The 19719-nt window shown below is 69.2% G+C and carries 17 protein-coding genes, 1 tRNA gene and 1 pseudogene; 4 read left to right on the plus strand and 15 right to left on the minus strand.

What is annotated here, in order from left to right:
• The first annotated feature begins 72 nt into the window (after positions 1 to 72).
• Entirely contained in the window at positions 73 to 2040 is a 1968-nt protein-coding gene (locus tag NLI01S_RS16935) for a M3 family metallopeptidase (RefSeq protein WP_067605625.1), read from the plus strand.
• Positions 2041 to 2080: 40 nt separating this feature from the next.
• On the opposite strand, the gene nshR is transcribed toward NLI01S_RS16935, so the two are convergent.
• From nshR to NLI01S_RS16980, 8 genes and pseudogenes are all read right to left on the minus strand, one after another.
• A complete protein-coding gene (nshR, locus tag NLI01S_RS16940; RefSeq protein WP_067605628.1) occupies positions 2081 to 2902 on the minus strand; it encodes an NshR/TsnR family 23S rRNA methyltransferase in 822 nt (273 codons plus the stop codon).
• Between the two features lie 110 nt (positions 2903 to 3012).
• The gene (locus NLI01S_RS16945) at positions 3013 to 4164 is read right to left on the minus strand and encodes a glycerol dehydrogenase (protein WP_067605630.1); all 1152 of its coding nucleotides are present in this window, start codon (positions 4162 to 4164) and stop codon (positions 3013 to 3015) included.
• A 54-nt stretch (positions 4165 to 4218) separates the two neighbouring features.
• On the minus strand, positions 4219 to 5124 hold the full coding sequence (locus NLI01S_RS16950) for a CPBP family intramembrane glutamic endopeptidase (RefSeq protein ID WP_084392669.1): 906 nt from the start codon (positions 5122 to 5124) through the stop codon (positions 4219 to 4221).
• A 128-nt stretch (positions 5125 to 5252) separates the two neighbouring features.
• Entirely contained in the window at positions 5253 to 5930 is a 678-nt protein-coding gene (locus NLI01S_RS16955) for a response regulator (protein ID WP_067605633.1), read from the minus strand.
• Positions 5927 to 7051, minus strand: a complete 1125-nt coding sequence (locus tag NLI01S_RS16960) for a sensor histidine kinase (protein WP_067605636.1) — start codon at positions 7049 to 7051, stop codon at positions 5927 to 5929. The genes NLI01S_RS16955 and NLI01S_RS16960 overlap by 4 nt, the downstream gene beginning before the upstream one ends.
• Positions 7052 to 7646: 595 nt before the next feature.
• Positions 7647 to 7733, minus strand: a tRNA-Ser gene (locus tag NLI01S_RS16970).
• A gap of 101 nt (positions 7734 to 7834) precedes the next feature.
• Positions 7835 to 8104 (minus strand): annotated as a pseudogene (locus tag NLI01S_RS16975) (ABC transporter ATP-binding protein); the annotation flags it as partial.
• A 160-nt stretch (positions 8105 to 8264) separates the two neighbouring features.
• A complete protein-coding gene (locus NLI01S_RS16980) occupies positions 8265 to 8792 on the minus strand; it encodes a SigE family RNA polymerase sigma factor (RefSeq protein WP_067605645.1) in 528 nt (175 codons plus the stop codon).
• A gap of 283 nt (positions 8793 to 9075) precedes the next feature.
• On the opposite strand from NLI01S_RS16980, the gene NLI01S_RS16985 reads away from it, so the two are divergent.
• On the plus strand, positions 9076 to 10047 hold the full coding sequence (locus NLI01S_RS16985; RefSeq protein WP_067605648.1) for a hypothetical protein: 972 nt from the start codon (positions 9076 to 9078) through the stop codon (positions 10045 to 10047).
• Between the two features lie 4 nt (positions 10048 to 10051).
• The gene (locus NLI01S_RS16990; protein ID WP_067605650.1) at positions 10052 to 11041 is read left to right on the plus strand and encodes a MauE/DoxX family redox-associated membrane protein; all 990 of its coding nucleotides are present in this window, start codon (positions 10052 to 10054) and stop codon (positions 11039 to 11041) included.
• Positions 11042 to 11065: 24 nt separating this feature from the next.
• On the opposite strand, the gene NLI01S_RS16995 is transcribed toward NLI01S_RS16990, so the two are convergent.
• A complete protein-coding gene (locus NLI01S_RS16995; protein WP_067605653.1) occupies positions 11066 to 11761 on the minus strand; it encodes a hypothetical protein in 696 nt (231 codons plus the stop codon).
• Between the two features lie 108 nt (positions 11762 to 11869).
• On the opposite strand from NLI01S_RS16995, the gene hisC reads away from it, so the two are divergent.
• The gene (gene hisC / locus NLI01S_RS17000) at positions 11870 to 12952 is read left to right on the plus strand and encodes a histidinol-phosphate transaminase (protein ID WP_067605656.1); all 1083 of its coding nucleotides are present in this window, start codon (positions 11870 to 11872) and stop codon (positions 12950 to 12952) included.
• Between the two features lie 89 nt (positions 12953 to 13041).
• Here hisC and NLI01S_RS17005 read toward each other — a convergent pair whose 3' ends face one another.
• From NLI01S_RS17005 to NLI01S_RS17030, 6 genes are all read right to left on the minus strand, one after another.
• Positions 13042 to 14307 carry a transcriptional regulator gene (locus NLI01S_RS17005; RefSeq protein WP_067605658.1) on the minus strand — a complete coding sequence of 422 codons (1266 nt, stop codon included), beginning with the start codon at positions 14305 to 14307 and terminating at the stop codon, positions 13042 to 13044.
• A gap of 251 nt (positions 14308 to 14558) precedes the next feature.
• Positions 14559 to 15854, minus strand: coding sequence for a UDP-N-acetylglucosamine 1-carboxyvinyltransferase (gene murA / locus NLI01S_RS17010; RefSeq protein ID WP_067605661.1), 1296 nt, complete (start codon positions 15852 to 15854; stop codon positions 14559 to 14561).
• 354 nt (positions 15855 to 16208) lie between these two features.
• The gene (locus tag NLI01S_RS17015; protein ID WP_157091061.1) at positions 16209 to 16472 is read right to left on the minus strand and encodes a hypothetical protein; all 264 of its coding nucleotides are present in this window, start codon (positions 16470 to 16472) and stop codon (positions 16209 to 16211) included.
• 13 nt (positions 16473 to 16485) lie between these two features.
• Entirely contained in the window at positions 16486 to 17736 is a 1251-nt protein-coding gene (purD, locus tag NLI01S_RS17020; protein WP_067605667.1) for a phosphoribosylamine--glycine ligase, read from the minus strand.
• A 48-nt stretch (positions 17737 to 17784) separates the two neighbouring features.
• Positions 17785 to 19068 (minus strand): adenylosuccinate synthase, encoded by a 1284-nt coding sequence (locus tag NLI01S_RS17025; protein ID WP_067605670.1) that lies wholly within the window; start codon positions 19066 to 19068, stop codon positions 17785 to 17787.
• 215 nt (positions 19069 to 19283) lie between these two features.
• Positions 19284 to 19700, minus strand: coding sequence for a DUF3151 domain-containing protein (locus tag NLI01S_RS17030; protein WP_067605673.1), 417 nt, complete (start codon positions 19698 to 19700; stop codon positions 19284 to 19286).
• Positions 19701 to 19719 lie beyond the last annotated feature (19 nt).

A 19719-nucleotide genomic window follows, 5' to 3' on the forward strand; every position in this document is an offset into this window, starting at 1 on the left:
GGACGCGCGATAGAACAGCACGGACGTCCCCGATGCCGTGATCCGGCGCCGACGAACGAGGAGCACGTTCCCTTGACCGACAACCCGTTCCTGTCACCCAGCACACTGCCCTACGGGCTCCCGGACTTCGCGAGGATCCGCGAAGAGCACTACCGGCCCGCCTTCGACCAGGGCGTGGCCGAGCACCTCGCCGAGGTCGCGGCGATCGTCGCCGACCCCGCAGAACCCACCTTCGAGAACACCATCGCCGCCCTGGAACGCTCCGGGCGCACGTTGCGGCGGGTCGAGACCGTCCTGCACACCCTCGCCGGTTCGGACGCGACCGACGCCATCCAGGAACTCGAAGCCGAACTCGCCCCCAGGGCCACCCAACACCAGGACGCCATCCTGCTCGACCGCGGGCTCTGGGAGCGCGTCAAGCGGGTCACCACCACCGATCCGGAGGAGTCCCGGCTGTTGGAGCGGTACCGGCTCGACTTCGTCCAGGCCGGCGCCGACCTGGACGACGCCGAACAGGAGCGGATGCGCGAGCTCAACACCGAGGTCTCCGAGCTCGGTACGGAGTTCGCCCGCAACCTGGTCCGGGCCTCCACCGAGTCCGCCCTGGTCACCCGGGACGTCTCCGACCTCGACGGGCTGGACGAGGCCTGGCTCCAGGCCATCGAGAACGATGGCGAGTACGTGCTGCCGCTGCTCAACACCACCGTCCAGCCGGCCCTGGCACGGCTGAACGACCGCGCCACTCGCGAGAAGCTCTACAAGCTCAGCGTGGAGCGCGCCCCGGAGAACCTGGAGATCGCCAAGCGCGTCGCGACGATCCGGGCCGAGCAGGCCAGACTGCGCGGCTACCCCGACCACGCCGCCTACAAGGTCGCGGACCAGACCGCCAAGACCGTCGACGCGGTCGAGGAGCGTCTCGGTCAGTTGGTGGGGCCGGCACGGCGCAACGTCGAACGTGAGGCCGCCGCGCTGGCCGAGCACGCCGGTCACGACATCGAGCCGTGGGACTGGCCGTACTACGCCGAGCAGGTTCGCAAGGCCCGCTACGACTTCGACGAGAACGCCCTGCGCCCCTACTTCGAGTTGAGCCGGGTGATCGAGGACGGGGTCCTGTACGCGGCCACCCGCCTGTACGGCGTCACCTTCACCGAACGCTCCGACCTGCGGGGATATCACTCCGACATGCGGGTGTGGGAGGTCTTCGACGGTGACGGTGACGCGCTGGGTCTCTTCCTGCTCGACCCCTACGCCAGGCCGACCAAACGCGGTGGCGCGTGGATGCACAACCTCGTCGAGCAGTCGTACCTGATGGACGAGCGGCCCGTGGTGGTGAACAACCTCAACATCACCAAGCCGGTGTCGGGGCCGACCCTGCTCACCTTCGACGAGGTGGAGACCGCCTTCCACGAGTTCGGCCACGCCCTGCACGGACTGCTGTCGGCGGTTCGCTACCCGCGGGTGGAGGGCACGAGCGTGCCGCGCGACTTCGTGGAGTTCCCGTCCCAGGTCAACGAGATGTGGGCGACCTGGCCGGAGATCCTCGCCAACTACGCCAAGCACCATGAGACCGGTGAGCCCGTCCCGACCGAACTGGTGGAGCGGCTCAGCGCGGCGGAGAAGTTCAACCAGGGCTTCTCGACCTTCGAGTATCTGGCCGCCGCGCTACTGGACTGGTCCTGGCACCGTATCGAGCCCGGGACGACGGTGGACGACGCCCTGGCCTTCGAGAACGAGGCGCTGGAGAAGGTGGGCGCCCTGCACCCGCTGGTCCGCCCCCGCTACCGGACCTCGTACTTCATGCACGTGTTCTCCAACGACTACAGCGCCGGCTACTACTCCTACGTGTGGAGCGAGGTGCTGGACGCCGAGAGCGTGGAGTGGTTCAAGGCCAACGGCGGACTGCTCCGGGAGAACGGCGACCGTTTCCGGCGCAAGGTGCTGGCCGTGGGTGGCAGCGTCGACCCGATGGAGGCGGTGACCGAGTTCCTGGGCCGTGAGCCCGGCATGGAGCCGCTGCTGGCCCGCAAGGGTCTGAAGTAGGCGGGGAGGGGCCGCTCCGATCTCGGAGCGGCCCCTCCGCTCAGCGGCGGTCGGCCTTGTGTGCCGCGAAGTTCGGGCCGGTCCGCTCATGAAGCACGATGCCGACCGACACCGACACGTTGAGGGACTCGGTCGAGGTCAGCATCGGGATGGAGATGGAAGCGGAGGCCGCCTCCTCGAACATCTCCGAAGCGCCGCCCTTCTCCCCGCCGAACAGCAGCGCGAGCCGATCCGGGTTGTCCCCGAGGGACTTGAGCGGAACCTCGCCATCGGCGTCCAGCACCACCATCGGGACGCCCTCCCTGCGGACGAAGTCGATGGTCTCCTCGCGAGTGGCCAGGACCACCGGCAGGGAGAAGATGTAGCCGCGGCTGGAACGGATCAGTCGTCGGTCGGCGACGCTGGTGAGGTCGCTGTCGACGAGCACGATCCCGGAAGCGCCCAAGGCCAACGCCGAACGCGTGATGGCACCGATGTTGCCGACGATCTTCACCCCGTCGAGCACGATGACGTCCCCGCCGCGCCTGGCGAGATCGCTGAACCGCGACGGTCGCGGCACCCGCGCGATACCGAAGGTCTTGGGCTTGCGTTCGCCCTTGAAGACCTGGTTGACGACCGAGGTGGCGAACAGCCGGACCGGGATGTTCCGCTCCCGGCACAGGTCCATCAGCTCCCCGGACGGCGGCTGGGTCTCGATCCCGTAGATCTCGGCGAACTCCACACCGGCCTTGAGGCACTGGACGAGGGGCTCGGGGTCTTCGATCAGGGTCGTCTTGATGTTGGCCCTGGAACTCTTGGTGACATCGAGGATCCTTCGGACCGCCGGATCGGAGGCGCTTTCGATGATTTCCAAGTCGTCCATGGGCCCGTTTCTCGTGTGCGGTGTCTGGGTCGGAGGGCAAAGGTCCAGTCTGCCATGGTTCCCCGCGCGGCCTCTCCGACCCGTCCCCTTCCGTCCCGAACCCCGTCGACTCAACCCTTCTCGGGAGACCGCGGCTCTCCCAAGCCCGCGCGTTCGCGGGCCCGTCGGCCGACCCCCTCCACCGCACGGAGCGCGTCCCGTACGTCCTGGTGGGAGGGGGTGAAGGGCAACCGGTGAATGGTCTCCTCCGGGGCCATGGCGGCCGACACGACCCGGTCCAACACCGCGTCGTCGGCGTCGCCCAGGCCCGCCTCGGTGAGTGTGGTGGGAAGCCCCACCCGTGCGGTGAACTCGGCGAACTCCTCCACCTCGGCGGTCGCGGCGCCCTCCAACAGCAACTGGGTGAGCGAACCGATGTTCACCTTCTCCCCGTGCGTCAGGTGGTGGGCCTCGTCGACCGCGGTGAGGCCGTCGTGCACCGCGTGCGCGGCCGCGAGTCCTCCGGACTCGAAACCCAGACCCGAGAGAAGCGTGGCCGCCTCGACGGTCGCTTCGACGTCGGGGGTCACCAGGTTCCGGTCCACGGCGTCCAACGCGGGAAGCGCGGACTCCCACAGGATGTCCCAGGACAACCGGGCCAAGGTGGTCCCTGCCCGGGTGGGGCGGCCCGCCACCATGTTGGCCGCGTCGGTCCCACGGAGGGCCCGGGCCTCGATCCACGTGGCCAGCGCGTCCCCGACACCCGCCGCGAGGAACCTGGTGGGGGCCTGGGCCACGAGTTGGGTGTCGACCACCACCAGGGCCGGGTTGCGGTCGTAGAACCGGTAGGACTCGAAGGCGCCCTCCTCGGTGTAGACCACGGACAGGGCCGAGGTGGGTGCGTCGGTGGAGGCCACCGTCGCCGCGCTCACCCAGGGAACACCCGCGTTGTCACCGGCGGCCTTGGCCGCGTCGATCGCGGTGCCGCCGCCCAGTCCGATGACGACGTCGTGGTCGCCCCTCTCGATGACCTCGGCCACCCGCTCCGACTCCACCCTGGTGGGTACTCCGCCGAACCGCTCGAAGGTGAGCGGGGCCTTCGCCCGTGCGAAGGAACGTTCCAGGATCTCGTCGGTCAGACCACGCACCACATCGTCGGTCAGGACCAACGGGCTCTCCCCCAGGGTGCCCACCAGGGAACCGAGTTCCTCCAGTGCGCCCCGTCCCTGGACGTAACGACTCGGTGAGGCGAAGACGCGCAACGACGGCGTGTGTTCAGCCATGGTGTCCCCCTTCGAAACGGTACTCCCTTCTGCCCTGGCCGCGATCCCGATGACTCAAACGTTCCGTGGCCCGGGCGGCGTCGCACTCGGTTCCGAGGCTCGGTCCCGGCGCGCGCGCCGGGGCACGATGTGGCCCCTACGGTGGGCCACGCGCAGCAGGTACACCGTGATCGCGCCGCAGAACAGCACCGCGAAGACACTGCCCTCGGGGCCGAAGGCGCCACCGCTGATGACGGTGAGACCGTTCGTCTCCCCGGCCAACAGCCCGGCGAACGCCTCCTCACTGCCGGAGACGGCGGTGCCGAAGACCCCGCCCTGCGCCGTGTTCCAACCGAGGTGAAGGCCGATCGGCAACCACAGGGAGCGCGTGGCCACGTAGGCGGCGCCGAGCATGAGACCGGCCTCCAGGGCGATGGCCAGCGCGCCCCACGGGGTCGCGTTCGGGTTCACCAGGTGCAGCCCGCCGAAGAGCGCGGAGCTGATGGCGAGTGCGCCCCAGGTCCCGGTGACCTCCTCCACGACGCGGAAGAGCACCCCGCGGAACAGCAGTTCCTCCGCGACCGCGACCGCGCACATCAGTCCGCACACGGCGAGGAACGCCTCGAACGACCCCCAACCGGTGATCCGGTAGCCCCCGAAGACGGCGATGACCACGATGGTCGCGGTGAACACGCCGAGCCCTGCCGCCGTCCCCCACCCGAGGCCGTGGGCCGCCCCCTCGCGGGAGAGTTCCAGCGGCTCCCTCCCCTCGATCCGGCGGATCGCGAGCCGGTAGGCCCACAGACCGAGGGCCGCCGCCACGACGCCGATGGGCAGGGCCCACACCGACGCACCCACCGCGCCGGTCACACCCGGGAGGATCGCGGACAAGACGCCGAAAAGGAGTAGGAGGAGTGCCAAGCGCGGGAGCATCCGGCGGAACCTGGGAGGGGCGGACGCGGGTGCGGCGTCGTTGGGCATGTCGGGACCACTTCCTGGAACGCGGAGCGCGGGGGCGCTCCGACCGGTTCCCAGGCTAGGAAGGAGAGGCCGTCGACCACATCACCCACGCGAGCGCGATTCGGTGGCTCTCGAGGGGGAGCCGGCTCTCAGCCCTGCCGCACCAGCCCCGAGCGGTAGGCGAACACGACGGCCTGGACCCGGTCGCGCAATCGGAGCTTGGTGAGGATCCGCGACACGTGGGTCTTGACGGTCTCGTGCGCGATCGTCATTCGCTCGGCGATCTCCCCGTTGGACAGCCCCTCCGCCATGAGGAGCAGCACCTCGTGCTCGCGCTCGGTCAGCGGCTCGGCGTGCACCGTGGGAGGGGCGGGGTCGGCGGGGCGGATCCGCAGGGCGTACTCGCCGATGAGCCGCCGGGTCACCGCCGGTGCCAGCAGGGCCTCCCCTCGGGCGACCGTGCGCACACCAGCGATCAGCTCTTGCAACGGGGCGTCCTTCAGCAGGAACCCGCTCGCCCCCGCACGTAGCGCCTCGTAGACGTATTCGTCCAGGTTGAAGGTCGTCACCACCAGGACCCGCACCGGGTGGGGGCCCGAAGGCTCCGTCAGGTGGGCGGTCACCTCGATGCCGCTCAGACCGGGCATGTGGATGTCCATCACCGCGACGTCGGGCCGCAGATCTTGGATCAGGCTCAGCGCCTCGGCACCGTCGCCGGCGCGCCCCACCACGACCATGTCCGGTTGGGCGTCGAGCACCGCCGCGTATCCGGCGCGCACCACTTCGTCGTCCTCGCAGACCACGACGCGGATGGGTGAACCGTTCACGACCTCCCCCTGGGAATGCTCGCGTGCACCGTGAAACCCCCATCGTCGGAGGGACCCGCGTGCAGCTCCCCGCCGACGGAACCCACCCTCTCGCGCAGGCCGCTCAAGCCGCGGCCGCCGCCGAGGCGGGCCCGGGGCGAGCCGATCCCCTCGGTCGGAGACGTGGCGCCCCCGGTGGTGATCTGGGCGCCTACCGCCTCGCTCCCGTGGTCGATGCGGACGACGACGGGCCTGTCCGGCGCGTGCTTGAGCGCGTTCGTGACGGACTCCTGGACGACGCGGTACAGGGCTTCCTCCACTTGGGGTCGCATCGGTCGGGGATCGCCGTCCTCGACCAGGTCCACTTTCTGTCCCGCCCTGCGGGAACGCTCGATGAGGCCGGCGAGTTCGCCGAGCGAGGGGCCGGACGGGTCCTCTCTCGCCTCCAGGACACCGAGCAGGTGTCGGAGGTCGTCCAGGGCGCGCCGCCCCGACTCCCCGATACCGGCCAGGGCGGTCCCCACCCGGTCGGACGGTTCGAGCAGGTAGCCCGCCGTGTCGGCCTGGACCACCATCGAGGTGACGTGGTGGGTGACGACGTCGTGCAGGTCGCGGGCGATACGAGCCCGTTCGGCGGCGGCGGCGTCGGCCTCCACCCGGCGGCGGCGCTCCTCGGCTTCCAAGGCCCGGGCGCGCACCCACCCACCGAGGGCGCAGCACGCGACAAGGACGAGGCCGAAGGCGAAGTAGTCGGCCACGGTGGCAGGTGAGCCCGCGAGGCGCAGGAAGTGGCAGACGAGTGCGTAGGCGGCGACCGCCCCCACGACCACCGGCGCGGGGCGACGCGGAGGGAGCGTACCGACGGTGTACAGGGCCACGACCAGGGCGAGGGAGGCGAAGGCGGTGGGATAGCGCAGCAGTTGGAAGGCGGTGAACGCGGCGGCGACCACGACCAGGCAGGTGACGGGGAACCGGCGCCGGAGGGCGAGGGGCGCGGCCTGGGCGGCGATGAGGGTCAGACCCAGGGCGTCCAAGGACCGGTCGTCCGGCAGTTCCGCCAGGTCGACTCCCTGGTGGGCGATTCCGGGAACGAAGGACAGGGCCATGAGGGCCATCGGGAGGAGGGCGTCGATGATTCTCACTCTTCGCACGGGGTGGAGCACCCGTTCCCTCCACGCCGTCGTCTCGGACACCCGAGCAGACTATCCCGCACCGCCGCGGGGCCGAACGGAAGGCGTCGCGCAATGGTCGCGAACCACTACCGGGCAGCGGGAGAACCCCGGGCCGGAACATCGAGCAGCGGCCGATAAAGGACCCTTTGCGCTGCCTTTGTCCCCGAACCAAAAAAGACCTGGGGGTCTCCCTGCAACAGAGGTAGAGAGAAACCCCAGGTCAAGGCAGAAGCGATAGCACGGTCGTCATGTTCTCGTGCTGTTCGACGGCCCGGCCCGATAGGCCGCTTCCAAGAACGGCGTAGATCCTCGGTCGAAGGGTGGGACGGACGCAACGGGGCCCCTCGGCGACGTCAGGGCACTCGCGGTACGGCTTCACAGCGGACACGTATACGTCGGTGGTTCCGGAGGTGGCCGCGCGGACCGCGGCGGCGATCACGGCGATCATCCCGCTCTGGAGGAAGCCGGGATCGGTGTGAGCCCGTTGGAACCGTTCGGCCTCATGGCGGGGCTCCGGGTAAAGCAGAGGGGCCTCGCGCCGAAGCACGAGACCCCTCTGACCAGGCGGAGGATATGGGATTTGAACCCATGAGGGGGTTGCCCCCCAACCGCATTAGCAGTGCGGCGCCCTAGGCCTCTAGGCGAATCCTCCTGGCTGCGACCAGACTACAGAGCGCGGGGTCCGGGCGCAAAACGAACCCTCCGGACGGACCCGAGGAGGGGAGACCGGGATGTTCCGGTCTCCCCCGTGGATCAGGGTCGACGGGGTTCCGGGACGTTGGAGGCGCGATAGGAATCCGCCTGAAGCTCCCACAGTTCCCGGTACAGGCCACCGGCGGTCATGAGTTCGGTGTGGGTGCCCTGGGCGGTCACCCGGCCGTGTTCGAGCACGACGATGTGATCGGCCATGCGTACCGAGGCGAGGCGATGAGTGATCAACACGACCGTGGCGCCGGTACGTCGGGCGTGCGTGTGGACGGAGGCGAAGAATCCGTGCTCGGCGCGGGCGTCCATGGTGGTTGTGGACCGTCCGGATCGTACGGGGGTTCGGCGCGGCCCCCGAGCGGGTGGGAGAGGAGTGGGCGGACGGCGCGCTGGAATTCGTGGGATAGTCGCGATCCGAATCCGTGTACGAATCGAACTCACGTGAAGTCGTGGGGCGGGCTCCCGAAGCCGGGCGGGGTCAAGCGGTGATGCGTTCGATGATGAGGTCGGCGTCGCGGCGCAGCTTCTCTACGGAGCGGGACAGCGTGCTCTTCACGGTGCCGATGGTCACGCCCATGCGTTCGGCGATCTGTGCCTCGGTGAGGTCGTCGTAGTAACGCAGGACCACCGTGGCGCGCTGACGTTCGGGGAGACGTTCGATGGCGCGCCCCACCACGTCGGCGAGGTCGCTGCGCCAGGTCGGGTCGTCCACACGTTGCTCGGGGATCTCGTCGGTGGGGTAGACGTCCAGGCGCTTGCGGCGCCACTCGGAGATCTGCGTGTTGACCATGGCCCGCCGGACGTATCCGTCGCGGGCGCGGGGGTCGGCGATCCGGCCCCAGGCGAGGAAGGTCTTGACCAGCGCCGCCTGGAGCAGGTCCTCGGCGTCGGCGTGGCTGTTGGTGAGGGAACGGGCCATGCGGAGCAGCGCGGGCCCGCGTTCGGACACGTAGCGGCTGAACTCTTCGGAATTGGGAGTCCGGGTCGTTCCCGTCACGTGGACCACCGCCCTTCACGGGTGGCGCTCACTCTCGTCGAGCGGCATCGCTGTGTGCACGGCGGTGTACGTCCGCCCTTGGCCTTCAACTGTCACATAATGAACGCAAACGCCCAGGCAGCTTGGTACCACGTGCCGACAAACCGAGTGAAAGCGACATGAATCAGGTCGTGTTCGCGAGGTGTCTCATCGACACGATCGGGGCGCGTCGGCGTGTGAACGGCCGATCGCGTGACTCGGGGTCACAATGGGTCACGGATGGACGAGTCGGGCGGCAGGGGGCGCGAGGGACATGTCAGTGATCATGGACAGTGGTCGGGACCGTCGGCGGTTCACGGCGGCGTTGCTCGGCTCGACGGCGGCACCCGAACCCACACCCGTCCACCACCGCGTCGTTCGCGGCGTGGTCGTGGACGCCACCTCGTACATGCTCTGCCTGGCCACCCCGAACGGCGAGGAGCGCTTCCTCTACGAACGGGTCACCGGCTTCTGGCGCGGTGGTGAGGTCCTGCCCTCCGAACTGAGGCCCGGTGACGACGCCGTGGTGCTGTGTTCGCGCGACGGGAGACTGGTCGCCGAACGGGTCTGGGCGCAGACGGCGCGCGCGAGCGGGGTCATCGTCGACAGTGAGGGCGACAACCTCGAAATCGATCCCGGGCACGGGCGTCCTCGGCTCACCGTGGTCCTGCCCTACCGCACGTCCGGGCGCGTCTCCGTCCGGCATCCACGGCTGGAGCCCGGCTACCTGTTCGACGTCGTCGGCGTCTGGCGCGATGGCGAGGTGTGGGCCGCGCGACCGGCGACCACACAGCCGCCACACCCACTCGACTCGGCCCCGCGCAGGCCGCTCACCCGCGAACACTCCAACACGATCGAGGGCATCGCCACCTGGTACGACCCGGCCTGGGGGCGCTCCGCGCACCTGGATCCGCGAGCCCACGCGGCGGGTGCCGCCTATCCGTCCCTGGATCGGTCCGGCCACGAGGGACGGTGCGACCGGCGTACCCCCTGTCTTCCCCTGCCGTTGCTGTCCACCGGCGCCACCCTCAGCATGCGCAACGACTGCACCCGGGAGACGGCGGTCGTGCCCGTCATCGACTGCGCCGCCGCCGACAGCTGGTTCTGCGACTTGTGCCCGTCCTGTGGGACGCACGCGGCGGGACGCATCGCCTCCCTCACCATGATCTCCTTCGTCGCCCTGGGCGGGCGGCTGGAGGCCGGTTGCTTCAACGCGACCGTGACCGTCGCGAACCAGGAGGGGTGAATCGATGTTCCCGGAGATCTTCGCAGCGGTCCGCGAGCTCCAACTGCCACTGTTGGCGGCGCTGTTGCTGATGGGCGCGGTGGCCAAGGCCGCCCCGCGTTCGCAGGGCACAGGCGTCACCGTGTTGGTTCCGCAAGGATGGCGTCGCCCCGTCACGGTCCTCACCTGCCTGCTGGAGGTGGTCCTGGCGGTGGCGTTGCTGACCCTCACCGGGCCGCTCGGTGAGGTGGCGCGAGTGCTCACGGTGTCGCTCTTCGCCGTTTCCGTCGTTGTCCTGTCGGTGGTGCGAAGGCGCGATCCGGAGGCGGGCTGCGGATGCTTCGGCGGTCTGAGCCGCGAACCGATCGGGTGGCGCACGCTCACCCGCGCGTCCCTGCTCGCGGTGGCGGCCGCGGCCACCGTCGGCCTGGCACCGAACGGCTGGGACGTGGCGGCCACGCCCACCCTGACCCACGGAGTCGTGCTCGGGGTGGAACTGCTCCTGCTCGCGGCCCTCAGCCCGGAACTGCGCGAGGCCCTCGGTCGGACGATCGGCGCCGACTCGTGCGCCCTGCGGGAGCACTCCCCACGTCGAAGCCTGCGCCGGTTGCGTCGCAGCGACGTCTGGCGGACCAACGCCAAGGTGATGCTCTCCGCCGAACCCGAGGACACCTGGCGGCACGGCTGCTGGCGCTTCCTGCGCTACGACGGGATGCGCCACGGCCAACGGGTGGACGTGGTCTACGCGGTGCGCGTCGGTGGGCCGCGCCGGACCGGCGTGCGCGCGGCCCTGGTGGACCGTCAGAGCGGCGCGGTGATCGCCACCTTCGGCGCGGTCACCACCCTCGACCTCCAGGGACCGCCGCGCAGGCTGCCCCGACCGCGTCAGGCGGCCAAGAGGGACGAGGTCGAGGGACGGGGCGTCGCCAGACCGGACACGTTGGCCAAGGAGCCTCCGGGTGAGGCCGGGCGAGGGATGCCCGGCGACCCGGAGGGGGAGCGGATCCAGGTCTGACCGGACCTCGCGTCTCGGTACCGGTCAGCCGAGCATCTGTCCTTGACGTTCGACGGCGGCCTCGGTGAAGTCCACGAGCATTCGCTCGTACTCCTCGGGGTCGCCCGGTCCCATGATCGACGTGGTGCCGAGAAGGTCGCCGTTGCGGTACATCACGGTGTACATGTTGTTCTCTCCGCCATCGTCGGTGACCTGGATGGCGAAGGATCGGGACTCGTCACCGAACTCCGGGAGTTCGAGGTCGCCGACCCCGTATTCGGAGCTGCTGCCGTCCTCGTAGGTGGCGGTGTACTCCGAGCAGGTCTCCGGTGGACGGGTCCCCAAGGCCTCGGTGGCGGACTCCTCGTCGAGTTCGACGAGGATGTGCGAGACCGATCCCTGCTCCCACTCGTAGGCGGCCACGGACGCGGGCGCGTCGCGTACCGAATCCAGGTCGCCCCAGCGGTTGGCGGCGTCCAGGCACTCGGGTTTGTCCAGCTCCGTGGAGGCCCGTACCTCCTCGGAGTACTGCACTGTGACAAGCTCGGAATAGGTGCCGCTCTCGCTGCTCTCGGACAGCAGGGTCGCGTCCCGAACGTTCACCGGCTGAGCCTCGTGCAGTGCCGCGGCGGCCTCCGCGTTGGGGTCGTCGTCCTGATCCTGTTCCTGACCGCCGCAGGCGGCCAGGAGGACCACCCCCGAAACGGCCACGGCCGTGCGGGTGAATTGACGCAAACGCATGGTGGTTTCTCCTGGTTTATGCGATATTTCCGCTTGGAGCGGTGGCCAACCCGGACATTTCATTGCTGAGAGTGTCCTGGGGTTAGCACAAAGTATTGAGGAAGGACAATGGTGTCGGAGTCGAAATCGCCATATCTGCGGGCGGTACTGGAGTCCATTCCCGCCTACAAGCCCGGCCGCAAGGTCGCCGGCCCGGACGGACGCTCCATGAAGCTGTCCTCCAACGAGAGCCCCTACGGCCCGCTCCCATCCGTGCGTGACGCCATCACCCGGGCCACCGGCGACCTGAATCGCTACCCGGACCCGGGCTCGACCGAGCTCGCCGCGCGACTCGCCGTCCACCTCGACGTGCCGGTGGAGCACGTCGCTCTGGGCGCCGGTTCCGTCGGGTTGCTCCAGCAGCTCCTGGAAGCCGTCGGAGAGCCGGGCGCGGAGGTCGTCTACGCGTGGCGTTCCTTCGAGGCCTATCCGCTCTTGGCGGAGCTGTCCGGGGTCACGTCGGTCCGGGTGCCACTCAAGGACGAGGCCCACGACCTCGAGGCCATGCTCGCCGCCATCACCGACGACACCCGCATGGTGCTGGTGTGCAACCCGAACAACCCGACCGGCACCACGGTCCGGGAACGGGAGCTCGTCGACTTCCTCGACCGCGTCCCCGACCACGTCTTCGTGGTCCTGGACGAGGCCTACCGCGAATACGTGCGCGACCCCGAGGTCCCCGACGGCATCGCCCTGTACGCCGACCGGCCGAACGTCGCCGTGCTGCGGACCTTCTCCAAGGCCTACGGTCTGGCGGCCGTCCGACTCGGGTTCCTCGTCGGCCACCCCCACGTGATCGCGGCGGTACAGAAGACGCTCGTGCCCTTCGCGGTCAACCACCTGGCCCAGGCCGCGGGCGTCGCCTCCCTGGACGCGGAGGACGAGCTCTTGGAGCGCGTGGCGACCACCGTCAAGGAGCGTGAGCGCGTCCGTGAGGCCCTGCTGGCCTCCGGGTGGACGGTGCCCCCGACCGAGGCCAACTTCGTGTGGCTGCGCGCGGAAGAGGACACCCTGGACCTCGCCGCGGCCTGCGCCGAGGTCGGGGTCTCGGTGCGGCCCTTCGACGGGGAGGGCGTTCGCGTCAGCATCGGCACGCCCGAGGAGAACGACACCTTCCTGGCGGTCGCCACCTCCTACGCCAAGCGCCGCTGAACCCTCATCACCAGGGCATGAGCCAACGGGGGCGGGCTCCCGAAAAGGGAACCCGCCCCCGTTGGCGATACGTGCGAACGCACGTGCGGCTACTTGCCGGCCGAGTCCTTGTCCAGCTTCTCCACGATCAGCCGGTAGAGCTGACGCGGACGGCCGGGCTGCAAGGTGCGGTTCGGCGGCAGGGGCCAGGCCAGGCCCTCCTCCACCAAGGTGCGCAGCAACCGGCGTGCGGTCCGGGAGGTGACCCCGAGCATCCGCCCGGCGTTCTCCGCGTCGACGACCAAGGGGCCGTCCTCCTCGGCGATCTTCTCCGAAAGACGCACGAGGGTCTCACGACCCTTGGTGCGCAGGGGCTCGGAGGAGTGTCGTGCGGGGGCGCGCTGGGCCGGGACCAGGGATCGTCCCTCACGGTCCACCGCGAAGCTCTGTCGGGAGGCCTGGGCACGGTTGAGGGCCGCGCGGGCGTGCGACTCCGCGTCCTGGGTGGTGCGGCCCATGCCGATGCCCACCTCGATCGCGATGCCGAGCTCCGCCTTGATCCGCTCGACGAACGGCGGCTGCCGGAACCCCTCGGTCGCGGTGACCAAGGAGCCACGGGTCGCCGTGATCATGAACGAGTGGTCGTCCAGACGGTGGGCCGTCGCGTTGATGCGGTGCGCCTCCTGCAACAGCAGTCGGTGCAGGGAGAGCCGCAGTTCCTCACGCCAGTAACGCGGCGTGGACCGTCGGGAGGAGTCGCGCAGGGTCGGCACGTCGACCACGACGACACCCAGCTGGGCCTCTTCCAGACGGTGGTGCGCGCCCAACAACCCGGCGGTCTGCAGCGCGCTGCGCACCCCGGCGTTGGTGGGACGCAGCCGGATCACCGGAACCCCGATGGCCTCCAGACGCTCGGCGACCCCACGTACGCAGGTGATCGCCATCCGGGTGGCCTTACGCCGCCAAAGCCCCTCGTGGAACGAGGTGAGCTGGGCGGTGTTGGTCAGTTCTTCGTGCACGTGGATCCCGTCCACGGGCAGGTCGACCTCGGAGTAGGCCTCCACCACGTCGGCCCGGCTGAGCACGTCCAGACTCGCTCTGGTCGGGTCGAAGCGGTCGTCCAAGGTCGCTCGGAGCAAGGCCTCGTGCAGGCTCGCCCCACCGAGTGGCACGAAGGTCGCGGGCATGGTCAACACGCCCGCCTTCCTCGCGAACTCGTAGGGGACGGGGCTGGCGAACAGATAGGCATCGATCGCCGACCCCAGCCTGACGACCTTGTCCGTCGCCTCTTGCTCATCTCGATACGCGGCGGCGATGAGTCTGGCGTTGAGAGGTCCTGTTGACCCAGGACCCATGAGCATGACCCGTTCGACCACCTCATGGGGTCCTATGACGCCGATCGTCAAATCGCCAGTACGCTGGGCACTCACCTCGGGTTGCTCCCCGCTACCATTCCACGCTCTTCACTATGTGCGCCCACTGGTTTCCCGACCCGATCTCTGTCACGGCATGATTGCCGAGATCGTACCCATTGTGCGGGGCCAAAGAAGATCGTTTTCCATATCAACGCCGAAAGCCCGGGTGGAGGGAAGCCCCCCACCCCGGCTTGAACTGCGCGAACGACTCTTTACGAGCCGGTGACGCGCTCCACGTCTCCGCCTAGCGCGGCGAGTCGCTGCGCGAACTGAGAGTGACCGCGGTCCACCAGATAACCAGGCGCAACGATTGTCTCACCTTCGGCGACCAGTCCGGCGAGGACCAGGGCCGCACCGGTCCGCAGGTCGTGGGCGATCACCTCGGCGCCGCGCAGGTTCGTGGAACCGTGCACGATGGCGCGGGTGCCCTCGACCTCGATCTTGGCGCCCATCTTGTTGAGCTCGTCCGCCAGCGCGAAGCGACCATCGTAGATGGCCTCGTGGATGTAGCTCTCACCCTCGGCCAGGGTGGCCAGAGCCATCAGCGGCGACTGGAGGTCCGTGGCGAAGCCCGGGAACGGCGAGGTCACCGCGTTGATCGGGCGCAGCGGCACGGACGGGTCCCTCTGGACGTGCAGGACCGCACCCTCCTGGGAGAAGCCCACACCCATCTGCTCGAGCTTCCAACGGGCCACACCCAGGTGGTCCAGGTTGGCGCCCACCAGGCTGACCTCGCCACCGGTGGCGGCGACGGTCATCGCGAACACGCCGGCGTCGATGCGGTCGGCCATGATGCTGTGCTCGACGGCGGTGAGCTCCTTGACACCCTCGACGGTGATCAGACCGGTGCCGCCACCGGTGATCTTCGCGCCCATGGCGCTGAGGAAGTCGATGACGTCCAGGACCTCGGGCTCCAGGGCCGCGTGCTCGATCACGGTGGTGCCGGGAGCCAGCACGGCGGCCATGATGAGGTTCTCGGTGCCGGTGTGGGACGGAGTGTCCAGGTACAGCCGGCCGCCGCGGAGCTTGCTCGCCTCCACGTTGATGTGGTTGCGCTCGAGGTCCTCGGTGACCTCGGCGCCCAGGCGCGCGAAGCCGCGGTAGTGGAAGTCAAGGTTGCGGCTGCCGAGGTTGCAACCGCCGACGCCCTCGATGCGCGCGCTGCCGGTGCGGTGCATCAGGGCCGGAACGAAGAGCACGGAGCCACGGAAGCGGGCCGCGATCTCGGCGGGCAGGACCGCCTTCTCGGGGTCATTGAGTCCGGACGCGTCGATCACGACGGTGCGCTCGGCCTCGTGGAACGCGACCTTGGCGCCCACGTGTTCTGCGAGTTCGAGCGCGCGGTACACGTCCTCGATGACGGGGACGTTCCTCAGAACGGTACGTCCTTTGGACGCCAACAGGGCGGCCCCGATCATCGGCAGGACGGCGTTCTTCGCGCCTTGGATGAACGCCGTTCCGCTGAGGGGGCGTCCGCCGCGGACGCGGTAACGAACCTCCTGGCCCATGCTCATGTGCTCCTTCGTGAGGCAGATGTGAAAAAAGGTCACCCTCGTCGGGTTCGCCTATGTGGGTTTAGACGCGGGTTTCCCCTGGAACGTTGCGACCAACTTGCGCGTGACCTGCGCGGCCAGTGAACCGGTAGGTTCGCGATGACTCTATAGCAAGGGCCGGCGGGAACCGGCCCAGCACGTGGTATACCCGCAGATCACGGATAGAGTCCCACAAACGCCCAAAGAGGCGTTACGCCTGAGGGAGAGACCAGGGGTCGTGCGTATGGGACGCCGTTTACCTCGGCGTCGTGCACAACTCGATCCACCATACGTGCTCCCGAACCTCGATCGGCGCTTGCGTGGGCCGAATCACCCCCGCGTTTCGGCCCACACGCGCGATTCCGTGCCGGTCAACCGCTCGTAGATCTCCAGGTAACGGGACAGAGTGCGTTCCACCACCTCGTCCGGAAGTCCTGGTGGGGTGAAGATCGCCTCGGGCGGCGTGTCGGACACGACGCGGTTCGGGACCAAGGCGCCGAGCCGCTCGAACCACCACGGGGAGTACCGCCTCTCGGTGTCCCATGAAGACGGGCCCTGGGCGATCACCCGGGGCCCGTCACGTCGTCCCGTCACGCGGGAACCCGAATCAGAGTTCGGCGGCGGCGCGCTCGGCGATGTCGGAACGGTAGAAGGAACCGCGCAGCTCGATCCGGCTCGCCGCCTCGTAGGCGCGCTCACGGGCCTGACGCAGGTCCGTGCCGGTGCCCACCACGTTCAGCACTCGACCACCGTTGGACTTGATGTCGCGCACACCGTCCCACGCGGTGCCCGCGTGCAGCACGTAGGCGCCCTCCAAGGCGTTGGCGGCCTCCAGGCCACCGATGAGGTCGCCCTTGACCGGGTCGCCCGGGTAGCTCTCGGCGGCGACCACGACGGAGACCGCCGCGCCCGACTTCCACTGCAACGAACCGATCGAACCCAGTCCACCGGTGTCGGTGGCCTGTAGGACCGCGCCGATCGGGGTGGCCAGCCGGTCCAGCACGACCTGGGTCTCCGGGTCGCCGAAGCGCGCGTTGAACTCCACCACGCGTGGTCCCTTAGCGGTCAAGGCCAGACCGACGTAGAGCAACCCCTGGTAGCGGTGGCCGCGCCGGTTCATCTCGGACACGGTCGGCCGCACGACCGACTCCATGACCTCGTCCACCAACCCGGCGGGCGCCCACGGCACGGGAGAATAGGAACCCATTCCACCGGTGTTGGGACCCTGGTCGCCGTCGTAGGCGCGCTTGAAGTCCTGGGCCGGCAGCAGCGGCAGCGCGTGCGCGCCGTCGGTGAGCACGAACAGCGACACCTCGGGACCGTCCAGGTACTCCTCGATGACGACACGACCGCACTCCCGGGCGTGCTGTTCGGCGAGGGCACGGTCCTGGGTCACCACGACGCCCTTGCCGGCGGCCAGCCCGTCGTTCTTGACGACGTAGGGCGCCCCGAACTCGTCGAGGGCCTCGGAGACCTGACCCGCGGTACGGCACGCGCGGGCCTTGGCCGTGGGCACCCCCGCGGCCTCCATGACCTCCTTGGCGAAGGCCTTGGACCCCTCCAGCCGAGCGGCCTCCTTGTCCGGGCCGAACACCGGGATGCCGCGGTCGCGCAGCGCGTCGGCCACGCCCGCCACCAGCGGGGCCTCCGGGCCGATCACGACCAGCTCGGTGCGGATACGCGCGGCGAGCTCGGTCACGGCCAACCCGTCGGTCACGTTGATGACGTGGTTCTCGGCCAGGTCGGAGATGCCCGGGTTGCCGGGGGCGCTGTGGATGCTGGTGACGCCCGGGTCAAGGGACAGGGCACGGACGAGTGCGTGTTCGCGGCCTCCGCCGCCGAGAACGAGGGCTTTCACTGAAGGGGGCCTCTTCTTCTGTCTGGAGGAAGGACGGTGGTCGCCGGATCAGACCAGCGAGCGCAGTGCGAGGGTCTCGTCCCGCCCGGGGCCGACACCGATGGCGGAGATCGGTGCCCCCGCCATCTCCTCCAGAGTACGCACGTACGACTGTGCGTTCTTGGGGAGTTCGTCGAATTCCCGGACGGCCGTGATGTCCTCGGACCATCCGTCGAAGTACTCGTAGATCGGGGTGGCGTGGTGGAAGTCGGTCTGCGTCATCGGGATCTCGTCGTGGCGGACCCCGTCGACGTCGTAGGCCACGCACACGGGGATGCGCTCCAGGCCGGTGAGGACGTCGAGCTTGGTCAGGAAGAAGTCGGTGACGCCGTTGACGCGGGTGGCGTAGCGGGCGATCGGAGCGTCGAACCAGCCGCACCGGCGGTTGCGGCCGGTGGTCACGCCGTATTCACCGCCCTGGGTGCGCAGCCACTCGCCCTGCTCATCGTGGAGCTCGGTCGGGAACGGGCCGGAGCCGACCCGGGTGGTGTAGGCCTTCAGGATGCCGACGACCTTGGAGATGCGGTTGGGGCCGATGCCCGCGCCCGCGGCGGCACCGCCGGCGGTGGGGGAGGAGGAGGTGACGAACGGGTAGGTGCCGTGGTCGATGTCCAGGAGGGTGCCCTGGGAACCTTCGAGGTAGACGGTCTTGTCCTCGTCCAGCGCCTTGTTGAGGATCAGGGAGGTGTCGGCGACGTAGGGCCGCAGCTGCTCGGCGTAGCCCAGGTACTCCTCGATGATCGGCTCGGCCTCGAGGGCGCGCCGGTTGTACACCTTGGTGAGGAGCTGGTTCTTGTCGTGAAGGGCGAGCTCGATCTTCTTACGAAGGATCTTGGCGTCGAACATGTCCTGGACGCGCACGCCCTGGCGGGAGACCTTGTCGGCGTAGGCCGGGCCGATGCCGCGGCCGGTGGTGCCGATCTTGCCCTTGCCGAGGAAGCGCTCGCTGACCTTGTCGAGGGCCCGGTGGTAGGGCATGATCAGGTGCGCGTTGGCCGAGATGAGCAGCCGGGACGTGTCCACGTTCCGCTCCTGTAGGCCGCGCAGCTCCTCGAACAGGACCCCGGGGTCGATGACGACGCCGTTGGCGATGACGGGTACGACGTTGGGGGAGAGGATGCCGGAGGGCAGCAGGTGCAGGGCGTACTTCTGGTCCCCGATGACCACCGTGTGCCCGGCGTTGTTGCCACCCTGGTAACGGACCACATAGTCCACCTGCCCACCGACCAGGTCGGTGGCCTTGCCCTTGCCCTCGTCGCCCCACTGGGCACCCACGAGCGTGATCGCCGGCATTGGTCTCTACCTCTTCGCTCGATACCTGAACAGGGCTTTTCCCACCCCGGACATGGATCGGCCCCTGGCGCAAGGCAGCGACAGGGGCCGTTGCGTATTGAGGGTACACGACCAGTGGATCCTGGTCAGGTGCGCCTCGGGGCGTCTGGGACGCACCGTTCGGTGGTGCCGGATGGTGCGGGGGAGAAGGGACCGGGTCCCCTCCCCTGATCACCTCAGCCGTTGAGGGCCTTGTCCGCCTCGGGGCTGGACTCGCGCAGGAAGGTCGAGCAGCGCTCGGCCTCCTCGGCGTCGCCGATAGCCTCGGACGCCTTGCCCAGGGAGTGCAGCGCGCGCAGGAAGCCGCGGTTGGGCTCGTGCTCCCACGGGATCGGTCCGTGCCCCTTCCAACCGGAACGGCGCAGCTGGTCCAGTCCCCGGTGGTAGCCGGTGCGGGCGTACGCGTAGGCGGCCACCGGCCTTCCGTCGGCCAGGGCCAGCTCGGCCAGGCGCGCCCAGGCGGCGGAGTAGGACGGGAAGCGGCCGGCGACCGGGGTGGGGTCGTCGGCCGCGGCCAGGGCGTCGCGGGCTTCGGTGTCTTCGGCCAGACGTGTCTCGGGCGGCTCGTTCAGCAGGTTCTGGTGCAGGTTCATACCTCCCATCCTGCCATCG

Origin of the sequence: Nocardiopsis listeri NBRC 13360 (assembly GCF_001570765.1) — a bacterium.
Taxonomy (GTDB): Bacteria; Actinomycetota; Actinomycetes; order Streptosporangiales; family Streptosporangiaceae; genus Nocardiopsis; species Nocardiopsis listeri.